Source organism: Acidisoma sp. L85 (assembly GCF_009765865.1).
Classification (GTDB): domain Bacteria; phylum Pseudomonadota; class Alphaproteobacteria; order Acetobacterales; family Acetobacteraceae; genus Acidisoma.
Window position 1 is genome coordinate 78,712 of sequence record NZ_LMUQ01000064.1, and the last position, 17,227, is coordinate 95,938.

Genomic DNA, 17,227 nt, shown 5'->3' on the forward strand with positions numbered 1-17,227 from the left:
GCATCGGCAAGTTGAGGGCGCGGCGCCGCAGGGCGGAGGTCGTTGGAGGGGCGGGCTGCTAGCCAAGGATGGCGCATGATTGCTGTGGCGACGCGGTGTGGAGACGACCCCCAGAGGTGACAGGGCGGCTCCCGCTGGGCAATATGTCTAGACATATTAGGAGGGGTCCATGGCTCTGGTTTTGACGCCGGGCGCGGTGCCGCTCGCGACGTGGCGGCGGATCTACCGCGAGGGCGCCGAGGGTCTGGCGCTGGCCGAAAGCGCGCGCGGACCGATCGCGGCGAGCGCCGCGGCCGTGGCGGCGATCCTGGCGCGGGGCGAGCCGGTCTATGGCATCAATACCGGCTTCGGGAAGCTCGCCAGCATTCGCATCGAGACGGCGGATCTGGAGCGGCTACAGCGGAACATCGTGTTGTCTCATGCCGCCGGCGTTGGCGCGGCGATGCCGCTGCCCATCGCGCGGCTGATGATGGCGCTGAAGCTTGCGAGCCTCGCGCAAGGGGCGTCTGGCGTGCGCCCGGAGACGGTGGCGCTGCTGGAGGCGATGCTGGCGCGGGATCTGGTTCCGGTCGTGCCCTCGCAGGGCTCGGTCGGGGCTTCGGGGGATCTGGCGCCGCTGGCCCATATGACGGCGGCGATGATTGGCGTGGGCGACATCGTGGTTGCGGGCGAGCGGCGGCCAGCGCTGGCAGCACTGGCGGCGGCGGGGCTCGCGCCGCTCACGCTGGGGCCGAAGGAGGGGCTGGCGCTGCTCAACGGCACCCAGTTCTCCACGGCCTATGCGCTGGCGGCGCTGTTCGAGGGTGAGCTGCTGCTGGGCTCGGCGCTCGTCACCGGGGCACTCTCGACCGATGCGGCGCGGGGGTCAGACACGCCGTTCGATCCGCGTATTCATGCGCTGCGGCGCCATGTCGGGCAGATCGATGTGGCGGATGCGTTGCGGCGCCTCATGGCGGGCAGCGCGATCCGCGAGAGTCATTTCACCGGCGACGAGCGGGTGCAGGACCCTTATTGCCTGCGCTGCCAGCCGCAAGTGATGGGCGCGGCTTTGACCGTGCTGCGGCAGGCGGCGGCGACGCTCGGCACCGAGGCGAACGGGGTTTCCGACAATCCGCTGATCTTCCCGGAGACCGGCGAGGCGCTGTCGGGCGGCAACTTCCATGCCGAGCCTGTGGCTTTCGCGGCCGATATGATCGCGCTGGCGCTGTGCGAGATCGGCTCAATCGCCGAGCGGCGGGTCGCGATGCTGATCGATCCGGCGCTGTCGGGGCTTCCGGCTTTCCTCACGCCGCGACCGGGGTTGAATTCGGGCTTCATGCTGCCGCAGGTGACGGCGGCGGCGCTGGTTTCCGAGAACAAGCAGATGGCCTATCCGGCCAGCGTCGATTCCATTCCGACTTCCGCCAATCAGGAGGATCACGTTTCCATGGCGGCGCATGGCGCGCGGCGGCTGTTGCCGATGGCGGCCAATCTTGGTCATGTGCTGGGCGTGGAGTTGCTGGCGGCGGCGCAGGGCTGCGACTTCCACGCGCCGCTCGCTTCCTCCGGGCCGCTGGAGGCCGTGCGGCGGTTGCTGCGCGCCGAGGTGCCGACCTTGGATGAGGACCGGCATTTCTCGCCGGATATGGAGGCCGCTACGGCGCTTATCCGCAGCGGAGCCGTCATGAAGGCCGTCGGCCTTGCGCTGCCGAGCGTCAAGGCGTGATTGCCGTGACTTCTGTGCCGGTCACAAGACGCGACGACCGAACCTTCATCTGCCCTCGCGGTTACTGGACGGTCAATGCAAAGCGAGTGCATTCCACATGCGCCGCGCGCCCAGCGAATAATTTTAGCGCACGTTGGGTGGAAGAAAAGGGCCACGGGTTGGCCCGTCATTGAAGTAGTTCCGGTAATGCTCTTGTTGCCGCAAATACGTCATGGGCGGTTCTTTCGGCTTGCGCATTCGTTCCAAGGTCTGCCTCCAATGGCGCGTGAAGGTCTGAAGAATACTACCATCTTGCTTAGGCTTTGGCGGGCTTTGGGTAGTTTCGGGGTTGAAGGGTATAGACTCATTGTCGCGTATCGCGGCGCATTTTGATGCGGGCGATGAATCTGCGGGTGGTAGTTGCATCGGAACCTCCTGAAAGCATCAGTATACGGGATCGGTCTGAACTCACGCTTAAGGTGTTATAATGATAACGAAACAAACACGGGTGCGGCGGTTTCTTACGGAGCTCGCTTCATGACACGCTTGGACAACAGCCGTCACATCCGTGCTGCTACCGGCACGACGCTGAGCGCGAAGAGCTGGCTGACGGAAGCGCCGCTGCGGATGCTGATGAACAACCTGGACGCGGCGGTCGCCGAGCGGCCTGAGGAACTGGTGGTCTATGGCGGCATCGGTCGCGCCGCCCGCGACTGGAACAGTTTCGACCGCATCGTGGAGAGCCTGCGGAAATTGGAGAACGACCAGACGCTGCTGGTGCAGTCGGGGAAGCCGGTGGGCGTTTTCACCACACATGCCGACGCGCCGCGCGTGCTGATCGCCAATTCCAACATCGTGCCGGCCTGGGCGAATTGGGCGCATTTCCATGAGCTCGATCGCAAGGGCCTCATGATGTACGGCCAGATGACGGCGGGGTCCTGGATCTACATCGGTACGCAGGGGATTGTTCAGGGCACTTACGAGACCTTCGTCGAGGTTGGGCGCCAGCATTATGGCGGCGATGTCGCGGGGCGGTGGATCCTGACGGGCGGCCTCGGCGGCATGGGTGGCGCGCAGCCGCTTGCCGCCGTGATGGCGGGGTTCTCGTGCCTTGCCGTGGAGTGTCAGGCGACGCGAATCGAGATGCGGCTGCGTACGCGTTACCTCGATGTCCAGGCGAACGATCTGGACGAGGCGCTTGAGATCATCGCGCGCGCCAAGGCTGACGGAAAGCCGGTGTCGGTCGGGCTGCTCGGCAACGCGGCGGAGGTGTTTCCGGAGCTGATGCGGCGGGGCGTGAGGCCGGACGCGGTGACGGACCAGACTTCGGCGCATGACCCGCTGAACGGCTATCTTCCGGCGGGCTGGAGTGTCGCGGAATGGGAGGAGAAGCGGGATCGCGATCCGCAGGCGGTCATCGCGGCCTCGCGCGCCAGCATGGCGACGCATGTGCGGGCGATGCTGGATTTCCATCGCGCAGGCGTGCCGGTGCTGGATTACGGCAACAATATCCGGCAAGTGGCGAAAGATGAAGGCGTCGCCGATGCCTTCGACTTTCCGGGCTTTGTGCCAGCCTATATCCGGCCGCTGTTCTGCCGCGGCATCGGGCCATTCCGCTGGGCAGCGCTCTCTGGCGATCCGGAGGACATTTATCGCACCGACGCAAAGGTTAAGCAGCTGCTGCCGGACAACGCGCATCTTCACCACTGGCTCGACATGGCGCGCGAGAGAATCGCGTTTCAGGGATTGCCCGCGCGGATTTGCTGGGTGGGGCTGGGCGATCGGCACCGGCTAGGTCTTGCCTTCAACGAGATGGTGGCCTCGGGCGAGTTGAAGGCACCGATCGTGATCGGGCGGGACCATCTCGATTCGGGTTCCGTCGCCAGCCCGAACCGCGAGACCGAAGCCATGCGGGACGGCTCGGATGCTGTCTCCGACTGGCCTTTGCTCAATGCGTTGTTGAATTGTGCGTCCGGGGCCACCTGGGTTTCGCTGCATCATGGTGGCGGGGTTGGCATGGGGTATTCGCAGCATGCCGGCATGGTGATCGTCGCGGACGGCACGCCGGATGCGGCACGGCGGCTGGCGCGGGTGCTGTGGAACGACCCGGCGACGGGCGTTATGCGGCATGCGGATGCGGGCTATCCGGAGGCTTTGGATTGCGCGCGGGATAAGGGGCTGGATCTGCCGGGGATCTTAGGGTGAGGGGGAACTAACTCCTTACGGTATTGGCAATGCCTCGCCGCCGTCATCCTCGGCGAAGGCCGAGGATCCACGCCTTACTCGCGGCCCGAAGGTAAGTCGTGGATGCTCGGCTTTCACCAAGCATGACGAGTCGCCGCCATTTGGTATGTGCCGCATGGCGAAGAATCGCCGCGCAATCAGCTGGCTCGGTTCCACCGTATTTCCGCCGTGGAGAGGTGGAGGGATTATGTTCCGCTTCTCCGCCACGCCGCCTCGATAAGGATATCGCCGATGCCGTCGCTACTCGCGCCTTCCGCCCTTCTTCCGTCTGGCTGGGCGGAGGATGTGCGGATCGACATCGCGCCTGACGGCACAATCGCCCAGGTCCGTGCCGATGCGGTTGAGGGTGCCGGCTGGGATGTGGAGCGCGTGGCGGGGCCTGTGGTGGCAGGGATGCCGAACCTGCACTCGCATGCGTTTCAGCGGGCCATGGCGGGTCTCGCCGAACGGAGGCGCGATCCCTCCGACAGTTTCTGGACGTGGCGGGAGACGATGTATCGCGCGGCGCATCGTGTGGGGCCGGAGGATCTCGCTGCGATCGCGGCGATGCTGTTCATCGAGATGCTCAAGGCGGGATACACCACGGTCGGCGAGTTTCATTACCTGCACAACGATACCGACGGCGCGTTGTTCGCCGATCCCGCCGAGATGTCGGTGCGGCTGATCCAGGCGGCGGCCGAGACCGGGATAGGGATGACGCTCTTGCCCGTTCTCTATATGCGCGCGGGGTTTGACGGCGCGCCGCTTGAGCCGGCGCAGCGGCGGTTCGCGATGGATGAGGACCGTATGATGCGATTGCTCGGATCGCTGCGGCGGCATGCGCGGGGAATGGGCGGGCTGCGCATCGGCCTCGCGCCGCATTCGCTGCGGGCGGTGCCGGTGGAGGTCGTGCGGGCCATGACGGCCGCGTTGCCGGATGAGACGCCGATCCACATCCATGTCGCCGAACAGTTGCGCGAGGTTGAGGACTGCCTTGCTAAGACCGGCGCGCGGCCGGTTGAGCTTCTGATGGTGGAGGCACCGGTGGGTCCGTCCTGGTGCCTCATCCATGCCACTCATGTCGAGCAGAGCGAGATCGAGGATATCGCGGCGAGTGGCGCGGTGGTCGGGCTTTGTCCCATCACCGAGGCCAATCTTGGCGATGGTCTGTTTCCGCTCGGGCCATTTCTTGCGGCGGAGGGGCGGTTCGGTATCGGCTCGGACAGCAATATCGCGCTCAATCCGTGGGAGGAGTTGCGGCTGCTGGAATATGGGCAGCGCCTCAGCCAGCGGCGGCGTGGCGTGGGGCTGCCGCCGCGCGCCTCGGGCAGTGTGGGCGCGGGCCTTTACCATGCCGCGGTGGCGGGCGGCGCAGCGGCGCTGGGGCAGCCGGTGGGTGCGCTCGCGCCGGGGTGCCGCGCCGATCTGCTGGTGCTGGATCGCTCGCGCCTGACGCAGCCTGAGGCGGAGGGGGATAACCTGCTCGACTGCGCCGTGTTCGGCGGGAGCGGGCTGCCGGTCCGGGACGTGATGGTGGCTGGTTTGTGGCGGGTGCGCGAAGGACGGCATCCGGCGGAGGAGGGCGTGCGGCCCCGCTTCCTGCAGGCTTTGCGGCACGTCAACCGCTGATGACGATGCGGATTGTCTTGCCGGAGGCGTTCCAGGCGATGCCCTGGCGCAATGGCGGAGGAACCACCTGGGAGATCGCGCGCGGCCGCCTGGGCACCGAATGGGCGACAGATGGCGCGTGGGATTGGCGCCTGAGCCTGGCGGAGATTGCTTCCGACGGGCCTTTCTCGGTTTTCCCCAATATCGACCGGCTGCTGACGGTGCTGTCAGGTGAGGGGCTCGCCCTTAGCCTTGGCGATGCGCCTGCGCGAATCCTGCGGCCCCTGGACGCGATTGCGTTCCCGGGTGAGGTTAGTGCCGTATGCCGTTTGCTCGCCGGGCCGACTCGCGATCTCAATCTCATGGTTGATCGCAGGCTTGCCCGTTACGCGGCGGGACTGACGCGGCCTGGCGAGATGGCACGGCTTGCGCCGGCTAGGGTGGGGCTGGTCGTCGCGCTGGATGGTCCGGTCGAGATCGGTATGGGCGACGCATCGCTCCTAGTGCCGGAGGGTGCCGTGGCGATGGTGGAGGCTGGAGAGGAGAGCATGGTTTTGGGCAGGGCGTTCTGGGCGCGGATCGAGGCAATCAGCGAGGAGCAAGACGGTCCGGAATGTGCCGCGTGAGATTCGTCTGCATCATGCTGCTCGGGTTCGTTCTATCCGCGAGCGTTGGCGGCTGCGCCTCGGCCCATCACCGGCATAGCTCGCACAGCAAGCACACATACCATTCGTCGCACGGTCACACTGGAACGCATCACAGTTACAAGCACACGTATACTGCGCCGAAGCCGCAGTATCCGCCCGGTTCCTACACGCTGCCCGGTGGTCTGCAGTCGGTTTGTACAGGCGGCACGCCGCCGCCCTGCCAGTAGCAGCGCGTCTTATCAAGCCTACGCGGCTGACTATCCCCGCCGCACCAGGTCCCAGAGTTCGAGCACCTTTTCGCGCTGAGCGTCAGTGTCGCCCGCGGTGATGGCGTGCTCTACGCAATGGCTGACGTGGTCGCGAAGAACTTCTTCCTCCACGCGCTTGAGCGCGGCGCGGACGGCGGAGATCTGGGTGACGAGATCGATGCAGTAGCGGTCTTCCTCCATCATGCGGGCGATCCCGCGCACCTGCCCCTCAATGCGGCCGAGGCGCTTCAGGCAAGAGGCTTTCGTATCGCTCTGCATCTTGTGCTTATACCCTGGGAGGGTATATGGGGCAAGATACCCTATGGGGGTATGTCGGAGGCGTCGGATGAGCGGTCATCGGGACCATACGGGTCATGGCGCGAGCGGTTGCCATCACGCGGAGAGGGCGAAGGATCCGGTCTGCGGCATGACGGTCGATCCGGCCGGGGCGAAACACCACACGACGCATGAGGGCGAGACGGTCTTCTTCTGCAGCGCCGGTTGCAGAGCGAAATTCGTCGCCGATCCGGAACATTATTCAGCCGCAAAGGATGCCGCGCCGCCCGTGGTGGCAGATGGCACGGTTTTTACCTGCCCGATGCACCCAGAAATCCGGCGACCGAATTTCGGTAGTTGCCCGATCTGCGGCATGGCGCTGGAGCCTGAAACGGCGACGCAGAATGACGGCCCGAATCCCGAACTCCTCGATATGAAGCGCCGGTTCTGGCTCGGCGTGGTTCTGACGGTTCCGGTTTTTCTATTGGGGATGGGCGGCGATTTGCTCCCGGGCCTGCACAGGCTGGTGTCCGACCGTGTTTCGGTTTGGGTACAGCTCGTTTTCGCAACGCCCGTCGTGTTGTGGGCGGGCTGGCCGTTTCTGGCGCGAGGCTGGGCATCGCTGCGTAGCCGCAACCTCAACATGTTCACGCTCATCGCCATGGGGATCGCGATCGCCTGGGCGTACAGCGTGGTGGCGACCGTCGCGCCGGGGCTGTTTCCGCGTGGCTTCCGGATGGAAGGCGGCAGGGTCGGGGTTTATTTCGAGGCGGCGGCCCTCATCACGGTTCTTGCCCTGCTCGGGCAGGTTCTGGAATTGCGCGCACGCTCCCAAACCTCCGGCGCGCTGCGGGCCTTGCTGGATCTGGCGCCGAAAACTGCCCGTCGTATCCGCGATGATGGCGGGGAGGAGGACGTCGCGATCGACGTCATTGCTGTTGGTGACCTGCTGCGGGTGAGGCCGGGAGAGGCGGTGCCGATCGATGGTGTGGTGACCGAGGGCCGCTCCAGCGTCAGTGAAGCGATGGTGACGGGCGAGCCGGTGCCGGTTCTGAAAGTCGCGGGCGCGCAGGTCATTGGCGGCACGGTCAACCAGACTGGCGGTCTTGTCATCCGGGCCGAGCGGGTTGGGCGCGAGACGATGCTGGCCCGGATCGTGCAGATGGTGGCAGACGCACAGCGGTCGCGCGCGCCGATCCAGCGGTTGGCGGATCGCGTGGCGGGGTGGTTCGTGCCGGTGGTGGTCGCGATCGCGGTGCTCGCCTTCGCCGTTTGGGCGCTGGTGGGACCGGAGCCACGCCTCACCTATGGGCTTGTCGCCGCGGTTTCGGTGCTGGTGATCGCCTGTCCCTGCGCGCTTGGTCTCGCAACACCGATGTCGGTCATGGTGGGTGTGGGCCGTGGGGCGGCGATGGGCGTGCTCATCCGCAATGCCGAGGCGCTGGAGCGGCTGGAGCGCGTCGATACGCTGGTGTTGGACAAGACCGGGACGCTCACGGAGGGGCGGCCGGTGGTGGCGGAGGTCGCCGTGGTGGCGGGCTATGCCGAGGCAGAAGTGCTGAGGCTGGCGGCGGGGGTGGAGCGGGCGTCTGAGCATCCTTTGGCCGCAGCCATAGTGGCGGCGGCGGGGGCGCGCGGGTTGGTGGTGCCGCAGGTTGAGGCGTTTACTTCCGTTACGGGCAAGGGCGCGGCGGGGTTGGTGGATGGTCGGCATATACTGGTCGGCAATGCGGCGTTTCTGAGTGATGCGGGCGTTGATGTCGCGGCGGTTGCCGAGCTCGCCGATGGGCTTCGGCAGGGCGGCGCGACCGTGATCCTGGTCGGTGTGGATGGGGTGGCGGCTGGTGTTGTGGCCATCGCTGATCCAATACGGCAGGGCGCGGTGGAGGTGTTGCGGTCATTGCGGGACGAGGGTTTGCGCATCGTCATGCTGACCGGCGACAGCCGCGTGACGGCGGACGGGGTGGCGCAGCGCTTGGGAATCACCGAGGTCGAGGCGGAGGTCTTGCCGGAACGCAAACGCGATGTCGTGGCGCGGTTGAAGGCCGAGGGTCGGGTTGTGGCAATGGCCGGGGACGGCGTGAACGATGCGCCAGCCTTAGCCTTGGCGGATGTCGGCATCGCGATGGGCGGCGGCACCGACATCGCCATCGAAAGCGCGGGCATCACGCTGTTGCGCGGCGAATTGGCGGGGATTTTGCGCGCGCGGAAGTTGTCGCGGGCAGTCATGTCGAATATCCGGCAAAACCTGATCTTCGCCTTCGTCTACAATGCACTCGGCGTGCCGGTGGCGGCCGGTGTGCTCTATCCGGTTTTCGGACTGTTGCTGTCGCCGGTGATCGCGGCGGCGGCGATGGCATTGTCTTCCGTCAGCGTCATCGGCAATGCGCTGCGGCTACGGGCGCGGGCAATCAGTTAAGTTCGGCACGGCCTTCGAGCCGAACGAGGCTTGGACGGCCGCTCTCGCAGTTTCTTGCTGTGGCGGCTTCTGGTGATTATAACTTCATCGCCGCCTTGAGACGGTAGCCGGCGAAGCGATGGTGGTCGCCGTCTGGGATCTTTTCGAAGTCATGCCGGATGTTATTGGCCCAGAGCGGTTTCAAACCTTGAGGGCGTTTGTGGTCGATATCCGGAGTGAACACCGCTGCGGCGAAATTGGCAGACGCCTCGCCACCGTGTTCGGTAATGAGGCGGTGCACGGGCCCGACGTGAAACGCACCCATCCCCGCCAGCGCGTTGCGGCCCGAGCGCTGAGCGTCAACGATATCCCTGGCGAAGTCTTCGTTCATGGCCTTCTCATCGGAGCCGTAGCGACCTCGCCTGAATTTTATCTCTATCCCCAGGTCTTCCGCGATTGCGGGCGGCAAGACCATGGCCGCCCAGTCGGCGTCGTGTTTCGAAATTGACCGAAGATATTGCGCCATGCCGCCAGCGCGTTTCATCTTCTGCAGCGCCTGTCGACCATCATGCAAACCGACGGCGCGATCTCCTTTGAGTATTCCGAGAGATATACGGGCTTGGAAAGTTTGGACAGCTGCTTGAGCGCTTCGTGGTAGAGCGACAGCAGCGCCGGCTGGCCGTGGACTTCGCCAATCACCAGGGTTCGCGGCTGGCCGGGCTTGGCGGTTGCCCTGCGGAAAAGATCCTCGACGACTTGGCAGCTCTGACTCAGATCGAAAAGCGGGAACGAGCGCACCAGCGCATTGGCTTTCGGGTTGAAGGGTATCTCGCGAAAATTGTCCTTCAGCTCGTGCCATTTCGATCTTATCGGCGCGAAAATGCCTTTCTTCAGAAGCGCACCATCGCGGGCGCGGCTCCAGGCTGCTGAATCGGCTGCGCTCGTGGTTTGCCGCGCCCCAGCCGCGTCGGACTCCGCGCGAGCGTCGTTAACATTGGTCGGCATTCCGCTCTCCGGCGTGGCTGTGGCGCGTGGGATATAGATCGAGTTCGAACCCTTTAATTTTCGACGGGATCGCGGCGCTATTTCAGACGTCCAGCGCTTCCACTGTGATGGCTTGGGCGCGTTCCTGGATGAATTGGAAGCGTAGTTCCGGCCTGCGGCCCATGAGGTTTTCGACCATGGCGTTGGTGGCGGCGCGGTTCTCCGGCAGGGCCACGACCTTGAGCAAGGTGCGGCGCTTCGGATCCATGGTGGTTTCCTTGAGCGCCGAAGGTGGCATCTCACCCAGCCCCTTGAAGCGGCTGACCTCGACCTTGGAGCCTGCCTTGAACTGCGATTTCGTCAGCCGCTCACGCCCTGCGTCATCCATGGCGTAGACCGATTTGGCGCCCTGCGTCAGGCGGTACAGCGGTGGCTGGGCCAGGTAGAGGTGGCCGAGGCGCACCAGCTCGGGCAGTTCGCGGTAGAAGAAAGTCATCAGCAGGCTCGCAATATGCGCGCCGTCCACATCCGCGTCGGTCATGATGATGATACGGCCGTAGCGCAGGCGCTTGATGTCGAAGCGCTCGCCGACGCCGCAGCCCAGCGCCTCGATGAGATCCTTGAGTTCCTGATTCTGCCGCAGCTTCTCAGTCGACGCGCTGGCGACGTTGAGGATTTTGCCGCGCAAAGGAAGGATCGCCTGGGTGTCGCGGTTGCGCGCCTGTTTGGCGGAGCCACCGGCACTGTCGCCCTCGACCAGGAAGATTTCGGTCTCGGCCGCGTTCTCGCGCGTGCAGTCCGCCAGCTTGCCGGGAAGGCGCAGGCGGCGAGTGGCGGATTTTCGCGGCGTGTCCTTCTCGTCACGTCTGCGGATGCGTTCCTCGGCGCGTTCGATGGCGAAGGAGAGGAGGTTGTCGGCCTGACTGGGGTCGCCCGCGAGAAAATGGTCGAAGCGGTCGCGCATGGCGGTTTCCACCAGCTTGGTGGCATCGCCGTTGGTGAGTTTCTCTTTCGTCTGGCCCTGGAACTGCGGCTCCCGCAGGAACACCGAGAGCTTGGCGGCGAGGGGAGTCAGCACGTCCTCGGCGGTGAGTTGGGCGGCGCGGCGGTTGCCGCGATGTTCGCCCCAGCCGCGCAGCCCCTTCAGCAGCGCGGCACGGAGCCCCGCCTCATGGGTGCCGCCGAGCGGGGTCGGCACAGTGTTGCAGTAACTGTTGAGGAAGCCGCCGGAGGTTTCCAGCCAGGCGCAGGCCCATTCGACGCGGCCGCCCTGGTTGGGGAAATCGGCCTCGCCGGCCCATGGCTGCGACAGCACGCGGCCGGAGTCGCCGAGATCCTCCTCCAGACTGTCGCGCAGGCCGCCAGGGAAGTGCAGGACCGCCTCGGCGGGCACGCCCTCGACGCCCGCGAGGAGTGCCGGATCGCAGCTCCAACGGATTTCGACGCCGCGGAACAGATAGGCCTTGGAGCGGCAGAGCCGGTAGAGCCGGGCGGGGCCGAAGGCCAGGGTCTTGCCGAAGATCGCGGGGTCCGGACGGAAACGAATCGTGGTGCCGCGGCGGTTCTGAATAGGACCCGAGTCGAGCAGCTTGGAGAGCGGCTTGCCCTGGCTGTAGCTCTGTTTCCAGAGCCGCTTCTCCCGCGCGACCTCGACCTCAAACAGGTCGGAGAGCGCGTTGACGACGGAGCTGCCGACGCCATGCAGGCCGCCCGAGGTCGCATAAGCCTTGCCGCCGAATTTGCCACCGGAATGGAGCGTGGTGAGGATCACCTCCAGCGCGCTTTTGGACTTGAACTTGGGGTGAGGATCGATCGGGATCCCGCGGCCATTGTCGCGCACCGTCAACAGGTTGCCGGCAGCCAGTGACATCTCGATGAAGCTCGCATGCCCGGCCACGGCCTCGTCCATGGAGTTATCGAGGATCTCGGCGGCGAGGTGGTGCAAGGCGTTTTCGTCGGTGCCGCCGATATACATGCCGGGACGGCGGCGGACAGGCTCCAGCCCTTCCAGAACCTCGATGTCCTTGGCGGAATAGGCGGATTCGTTGCTGCCCGGGGTGAAGAGGTCGTTCATGTCTTGTTCCGGTTCATGCCGCGCACGATAGGCGTGGCTTGGCTTGCGCCGCAAGGCCGGGACGAGGGGCATACCGGGGCCTTGGGGCGCTGTCGCGGAGAAGCGCGAAGGGCACATCGCGCAGAGGAGCGATGAGGCCGCGTGGCTGTTCCGGGGAGCCGCCGCCATCTACTAATCAGGGGTGGGGGCGGAACGGCGGCATGGGTGAAATACCGGAAGAGGCTATCGCGGTCCCGGCGCAGCGGGGGCGGCTGGTTATTGCCGCGATGCTGGTCTCCACCTTCATGGCGGCGGTCGAGGTCACCGTCATCAGCACCGCGATGCCCACCATCGTGGCGCGGCTCGGCGGCTTCAGCCTGTTTTCCTGGGCCTTCGGCGTCTACCTGCTGGCTCAGGCGATAACGACGCCGCTGTACGGGCGGCTCGCGGATAGCTACGGTCGTCGGTCGGTCTATCTCGGCTGCGCGGCCCTGTTCCTGGTGGGCTCGCTGCTATGCGGATGCGCCTGGAGCATGGGCTCGCTGATCGCTTTCCGCGCCATCCAGGGGATCGGCGGCGGCGGGCTGGTGCCGATGGCGACGACCATCATCGGCGACGTGGCGGCTCCGGCGGATCGGCCACGCATGATGGGCTATGTCAGCGGCATCTGGGGCATCGCGGCCGTCATCGGGCCGCTGCTTGGCGCCTTCTTCGTCGGCACGCTGGGTTGGCCCTTCGTCTTCTGGGTCAATATTCCGATCGGGCTGATCACCATGGCGATGGTGATCCGCTTCCTGCACGAGCCTCGCGCGGTGAGCCGGCCGGCGGCGATCGACTTGCCCGCCGCGTTGTTGCTGATGATCGGTATCGGCGCAGTGATGGGCACTCTGGTGCAGTTGCATGGCCTGTCCTGGCGCAGCGTCGGACTGCTGCTGGGGATCGGCGTCGTGGCGCTGCTGGGCTTCGCCTGGCGGGAGCGGGCGGTGCGCGTGCCTCTGCTGCCACTCCATCTGTGGCGGCGGCCGCTCATCCTGGCGGCGAATAGCTCAGCGATTTTATGCGGCGCCATCCTGATCGGCTTTACCGCCTTTCTGCCGACCTGGACGCAGGGGGTCGCGGGCGACAGCGCCCTGGTCTCCGGCATTGCGCTTGCGGTCATGACCGTGAGCTGGACGGGCGCCAGCATGAGCATGGGGCGCTTCCTGGGCCGCTTCCCCTACCGCCGCGTGGCGACGGTGGCGGCGATTCTGCTCCTGCTCGGCAGCCTCGCCTTCCTGGAATTGCGGCCTGGCCCGGTGGACTGGCGATGGATGAGTGTCGCCTGCGTGCTGACGGGCGTCGGGCTTGGCGTGACCAGCCTCGTCTTCACGGTGGCGGTGCAGTCGAGCGTGGTCTGGGAGGATCGCGGGCGCGCGACAGCGCTGTTCTACTTCAGCCGCCTCATGGGCCAGGCTTTGGGCGCGGCGGCTTTCGGTGGTGTCGTCAATGCCGGGCTGTCGGCAGCGGGCGTGCATGATGCGGCGCGTGATCTGGTCGATCCCGTGCTGCGGGGTGCCCTGGCGCCCGCGACGCTTGAGCGGATCGCAGGGCTGCTGGCGGGCGCGCTGCACAACGTATTCCTACTCGGGGTGATCCTCGCGCTCGGCGCGCTGGTGTCCGCTGTTCTGGTGCCAAGGGCGGCTCGGCTGCCGAGTTAGGCCCGCGGCGAGCTACTCGTCTGGCCGATGGATGTCGTGGCTGACGATGGCGGTTTCGGGGCCGGGGATCTTCAGCCAGTCCTTTCGCTCCAGAGTCAGGCGGGTGTCGCGCCGGCCGCTCTCCCAGTGGTCATTCATGGAGCGCCGGCTGAATTCATAGTCCTGTGAATCTCCCTCGTAAGCTGCCTGCTGGTAGATCAGTTGCAGGATGCTGACCTCCGGCAGTTCGCGCAGGGCTTCAAGCTGGAGGCGGTCTTCCTCCGTGCGCTGGTCTGCTGGCAGGCGTTCGAGCAACTGACGGATACGGCTCCTCAGCGTGTATTGCGACTTGAAAGCGTCGGTCACCATGCGGGTGCGGCTGGAATATTGGATCTCCTTTTGCCGCGCCGAAACCTCCTGGATATCGCGTGGCAGACGACCGCTTGCGCTGAACAGATCAACTTGGAAAACGAGCGCATCGGCGCCCTCGATCGTCGTGAGAACATGCGAGAGCGGTGTGTTGGAAACGGTGCCACCGTCCCAGAAATAGTCTGTGCCCACCTGGACCATTGGAAAACCAGGCGGCAGGGCTGCACTCGCCATGATGTGCTCCGGCAGAATGCGCGTCGAGCGATTGTCGAAGAAGGCGAAATTACCGCTGGCGACATTCACGGCGCTGACGGCAAAGCGGATCGGGCCGTCATTGAGCAGATCGAAATCCACGAAGTGCAGCAGCGTCTCGCGTAGTGGCGATGTGTCGTAGTAGGCGGTCGCCTGTTTCGAGCCGCGCGGACTGAGCCACGGTCCCGGCAGGTTCGGCTTGAAGAAGCCGGGCTGGCCAAACAGGATGCTGCCTGCCGCCGAGACATTGATGGCAATCCGGTGTGCCGTATCGCCGTCCAGAACCGGCCATTCCACGCGCCGCGCGGTGATGAGCTCCCAGAAGCTGCGGAGACGTTCGAGGCGCCGCTCGGGTGGATTGCCCGCGATGATGGCGCCGTTAATGGCGCCGATCGACACCGCCGCGATCCAATCCGGGACGATGCCGCCAGCCTCCAGCGCCTGGAAAACGCCGCCCTGATAGGCACCGAGCGCGCCGCCACCCTGCAGAACCAAGGCGACGCGGTCACGGCGGGGGCCTCGGGCATCCCTGCCGGAGTCGACGGTGGGCGCTGGGCGAGGCGGGACGGTATCCATGAGTGCTTCTCCGGGGGGCGCAGCGGTCGACGCGGAAAGATCACTGGACAGAAGGGCCGCGCTGTTCAAGTTTTACTTCCGAGACGCCTTAAGGGGCCGGAAGCGGCGCCGGCGCATAAAAAGGACCGTTGTGTGAATCGAGACGATGTTCTTGGCATGACCTCCATGCCCTTCGCGAGTCCGAGTTATCCAAAAGGCCCCTATCGTTTCTTCGACCGAGAATATCTCCTCATCCATTACGAGAGCGATCCTGAGGCGATCCGTCGGCTGTTGCCGGAGCCGCTGGAACCGGACGGCAATCATGTTTTCTACGAATGGATGAAGATGCCGGATTCCACCGGCTTCGGCAGCTATCAGGAAAGTGGCGCGGGTATTTGCGCCAAGTTCAAGGGCGAGCCGTGCAATTTTACGGTTCAGATGTATTTGGACGACGAGCCTCCGACCACGGCTGGCCGCGAGATCTGGGGTTTTCCGAAGAAATATGGTCTGCCCGAACTTCGCCCGATCCATGACACGCTGACCGGCACATTGCATTACGACGAGATCCGCATTGCCATGGGCACCATGTGCTACAAGGAATACAACCTTGTGCGTGAACAAGCGGATCATGACCGTATGATCAGCCAACTCAGCAAACTCGGCGTCAATCTGAAGTTCATCCCGGATGTCGATGGCAGCGCGAAAGTCGCGCAGCTCGTCGGCTACAATATGAATGATGTGAGCTTGAAGTTTGCCTTTGGTGGCGAGGCGAGGCTCGAGCTTGTCCCGCATGTCAATGCGCGGGTCGCCGATCTGCCGGTGCGCAGGATACTCCATGGGCAGCATATCAAGGCCGATCTCACGCTGCCCTATGGCCGCGTGTTGCATGATTTTCTGGCGTGAGGGATGGTCGGCGCGTCGCTAATCTCTGAAGGCGCGACGCGTGGTTTCTGAAGGAATACGCCCATGGCTTCATTGAAGGGGCGCGTGGCGCTCGTCACAGGATCGACCAGCGGCATCGGGCTCGGCATCGCGCGCTCGCTCGCCGCCGAGGGCGCCGATATCATGATGAACGGCTTCGCGTCGCAAGCCGATATCGACCGCGAACGGGCAGCGATCGAGAATGATTTTGGCGTGCGCGCCGGCTATTCCGGTGCCGATCTCAGCAAGCCAGCGGCGGTGCGGCAGATGGTGGCTGATACCATCGCGGCTTTGGGCGAAGTCGATATCCTAGTCAATAATGCCGGCATCCAGTTCGTCGCCGAAATCGTCGATTTTCCCGAGGAGAAATGGGATGCGATCATAGCGATCAACCTCTCCGCCGCTTTCCACGGAATCAAGGCGGCGGCGCCCGGCATGAAAACGCGTGGCTGGGGCCGGATCATAAACACCGCCTCAGCGCATGGGCTGGTGGGCAGCGGACAGAAATCGGCTTATGTCGCGGCAAAGCACGCCATCCTTGGTTTGACCAAAGTCGCTGGGATCGAACTCGCCAATACCGGCGTCACGGTCAATGCAATTTGCCCCGGCTGGGTGCTGACACCGCTGGTTGAGAAGCAGTTGCAGGATCGCGCGGCTAAAAGCGGCAAGTCGGTCGAGCAGGAGAAGCTCGAACTGGTGAGCGAGAAGCAGCCGATGCACGAATTCACGACGCCGGAGCAGATCGGGGCCTTGGCGGTCTTCCTGTGCTCGGATGCCGCCAAGACGATCACCGGCGCACCGATCTCGATCGACGGCGGATGGGTGGCCGAATAGCCTGGTGCCCTTATCTGATGGCAGCCAGACGGAGGTCCATCATGCCCGAAGCTGATCGTCGCGCCCTATGACCGTGCTCGTGACGGGGGCCGCGGGCTTCGTCGGCTACCACACCACGCTAGCACTTCTTGCCCGAGGTGAGCAGGTGGTGGGGGTCGATGACCTCAACACCTATTACGAGGTGCGGCTGAAGGAGGATCGGCTGGCGAGGCTGGCAGCCGAGCCCGGCTTTTCCTTTACCCAGCTTAGCATCGCCGATCGGGAAGCAGTGACCGGGCTGATGGCGCGGGAGCCCGGGATCGACCGCATCGTTCATCTGGCGGCCCAGGCCGGGGTGCGATTCTCAATGATCGACCCCTATGCCTACGTCACAGCGAATCTGATGGGCCAGGTGGTGATGGTAGAGGCGGCGCGGCATCTCAAAGGGCTGCGGCATTTCGTCTATGCCAGTTCTTCTTCGGTCTATGGCGGCAATACCAAGATGCCCTTCGCCGAGAGC

The 17,227-nt window shown here is 65.0% G+C and carries 14 protein-coding genes (1 of these 14 cut by a window edge); 9 read left to right on the plus strand and 5 right to left on the minus strand.

Going from position 1 to position 17,227, the window contains the following annotated elements:
• Nucleotides 1-169: 169 nt before the first annotated feature.
• The 4 genes from hutH (at nt 170) to GSQ83_RS22320 (ending at nt 6,141) form a co-directional block, all read left to right on the plus strand.
• Nucleotides 170-1,705, plus strand: a complete 1,536-nt coding sequence (hutH, locus tag GSQ83_RS22305) for a histidine ammonia-lyase (protein ID WP_158805087.1) — start codon at nt 170-172, stop codon at nt 1,703-1,705.
• Nucleotides 1,706-2,221: 516 nt separating this feature from the next.
• Complete coding sequence (hutU, locus tag GSQ83_RS22310) at nt 2,222-3,889, plus strand: urocanate hydratase (RefSeq protein WP_158805088.1); 1,668 nt, start codon at nt 2,222-2,224, stop codon at nt 3,887-3,889.
• A gap of 270 nt (nt 3,890-4,159) precedes the next feature.
• On the plus strand, nt 4,160-5,536 hold the full coding sequence (locus GSQ83_RS22315; RefSeq protein WP_158805089.1) for a formimidoylglutamate deiminase: 1,377 nt from the start codon (nt 4,160-4,162) through the stop codon (nt 5,534-5,536).
• Nucleotides 5,536-6,141, plus strand: coding sequence for a HutD family protein (locus tag GSQ83_RS22320; RefSeq protein ID WP_158805090.1), 606 nt, complete (start codon nt 5,536-5,538; stop codon nt 6,139-6,141). Before GSQ83_RS22315 ends, GSQ83_RS22320 begins: the two co-directional genes overlap by 1 nt.
• A 278-nt stretch (nt 6,142-6,419) precedes the next feature.
• On the opposite strand, the gene GSQ83_RS22325 is transcribed toward GSQ83_RS22320, so the two are convergent.
• Nucleotides 6,420-6,689 carry a metal-sensitive transcriptional regulator gene (locus tag GSQ83_RS22325; protein ID WP_158805091.1) on the minus strand — a complete coding sequence of 90 codons (270 nt, stop codon included), beginning with the start codon at nt 6,687-6,689 and terminating at the stop codon, nt 6,420-6,422.
• Between the two features lie 67 nt (nt 6,690-6,756).
• Here GSQ83_RS22325 and GSQ83_RS22330 point away from each other — a divergent pair, with 67 nt between their 5' ends.
• Complete coding sequence (locus tag GSQ83_RS22330) at nt 6,757-9,105, plus strand: heavy metal translocating P-type ATPase (RefSeq protein ID WP_158805092.1); 2,349 nt, start codon at nt 6,757-6,759, stop codon at nt 9,103-9,105.
• Between the two features lie 76 nt (nt 9,106-9,181).
• On the opposite strand, the gene GSQ83_RS22335 is transcribed toward GSQ83_RS22330, so the two are convergent.
• The 3 genes from GSQ83_RS22335 to parE form a co-directional block, all read right to left on the minus strand.
• On the minus strand, nt 9,182-9,628 hold the full coding sequence (locus tag GSQ83_RS22335) for a hypothetical protein (protein WP_158805093.1): 447 nt from the start codon (nt 9,626-9,628) through the stop codon (nt 9,182-9,184).
• Nucleotides 9,625-10,089, minus strand: coding sequence for a hypothetical protein (locus GSQ83_RS22340; protein WP_158805094.1), 465 nt, complete (start codon nt 10,087-10,089; stop codon nt 9,625-9,627). The genes GSQ83_RS22335 and GSQ83_RS22340 overlap by 4 nt, the downstream gene beginning before the upstream one ends.
• Nucleotides 10,090-10,171: 82 nt before the next feature.
• Nucleotides 10,172-12,142 carry a DNA topoisomerase IV subunit B gene (gene parE, locus GSQ83_RS22345; RefSeq protein ID WP_158805095.1) on the minus strand — a complete coding sequence of 657 codons (1,971 nt, stop codon included), beginning with the start codon at nt 12,140-12,142 and terminating at the stop codon, nt 10,172-10,174.
• Nucleotides 12,143-12,342: 200 nt separating this feature from the next.
• Here parE and GSQ83_RS22350 point away from each other — a divergent pair, with 200 nt between their 5' ends.
• A complete protein-coding gene (locus GSQ83_RS22350) occupies nt 12,343-13,818 on the plus strand; it encodes an MFS transporter (protein ID WP_158805096.1) in 1,476 nt (491 codons plus the stop codon).
• A gap of 12 nt (nt 13,819-13,830) precedes the next feature.
• On the opposite strand, the gene GSQ83_RS22355 is transcribed toward GSQ83_RS22350, so the two are convergent.
• Entirely contained in the window at nt 13,831-14,994 is a 1,164-nt protein-coding gene (locus GSQ83_RS22355) for a patatin-like phospholipase family protein (RefSeq protein WP_158805097.1), read from the minus strand.
• Nucleotides 14,995-15,150: 156 nt separating this feature from the next.
• Between GSQ83_RS22355 and GSQ83_RS22360 the strand changes: the two genes are divergently transcribed.
• The 3 genes from GSQ83_RS22360 to GSQ83_RS22370 form a co-directional block, all read left to right on the plus strand.
• Entirely contained in the window at nt 15,151-15,876 is a 726-nt protein-coding gene (locus GSQ83_RS22360; RefSeq protein WP_254065842.1) for an acetoacetate decarboxylase, read from the plus strand.
• Nucleotides 15,877-15,939: 63 nt separating this feature from the next.
• Nucleotides 15,940-16,728, plus strand: coding sequence for a 3-hydroxybutyrate dehydrogenase (locus tag GSQ83_RS22365; protein WP_158805099.1), 789 nt, complete (start codon nt 15,940-15,942; stop codon nt 16,726-16,728).
• Nucleotides 16,729-16,795: 67 nt separating this feature from the next.
• Nucleotides 16,796-17,227, plus strand: partial view of an NAD-dependent epimerase/dehydratase family protein gene (locus GSQ83_RS22370; RefSeq protein WP_158805100.1) — the 5' portion only. 552 nt of this gene lie beyond the right edge of the window; only the first 432 of its 984 coding nucleotides appear in the window; the start codon lies at nt 16,796-16,798; its stop codon lies off the right edge, out of view.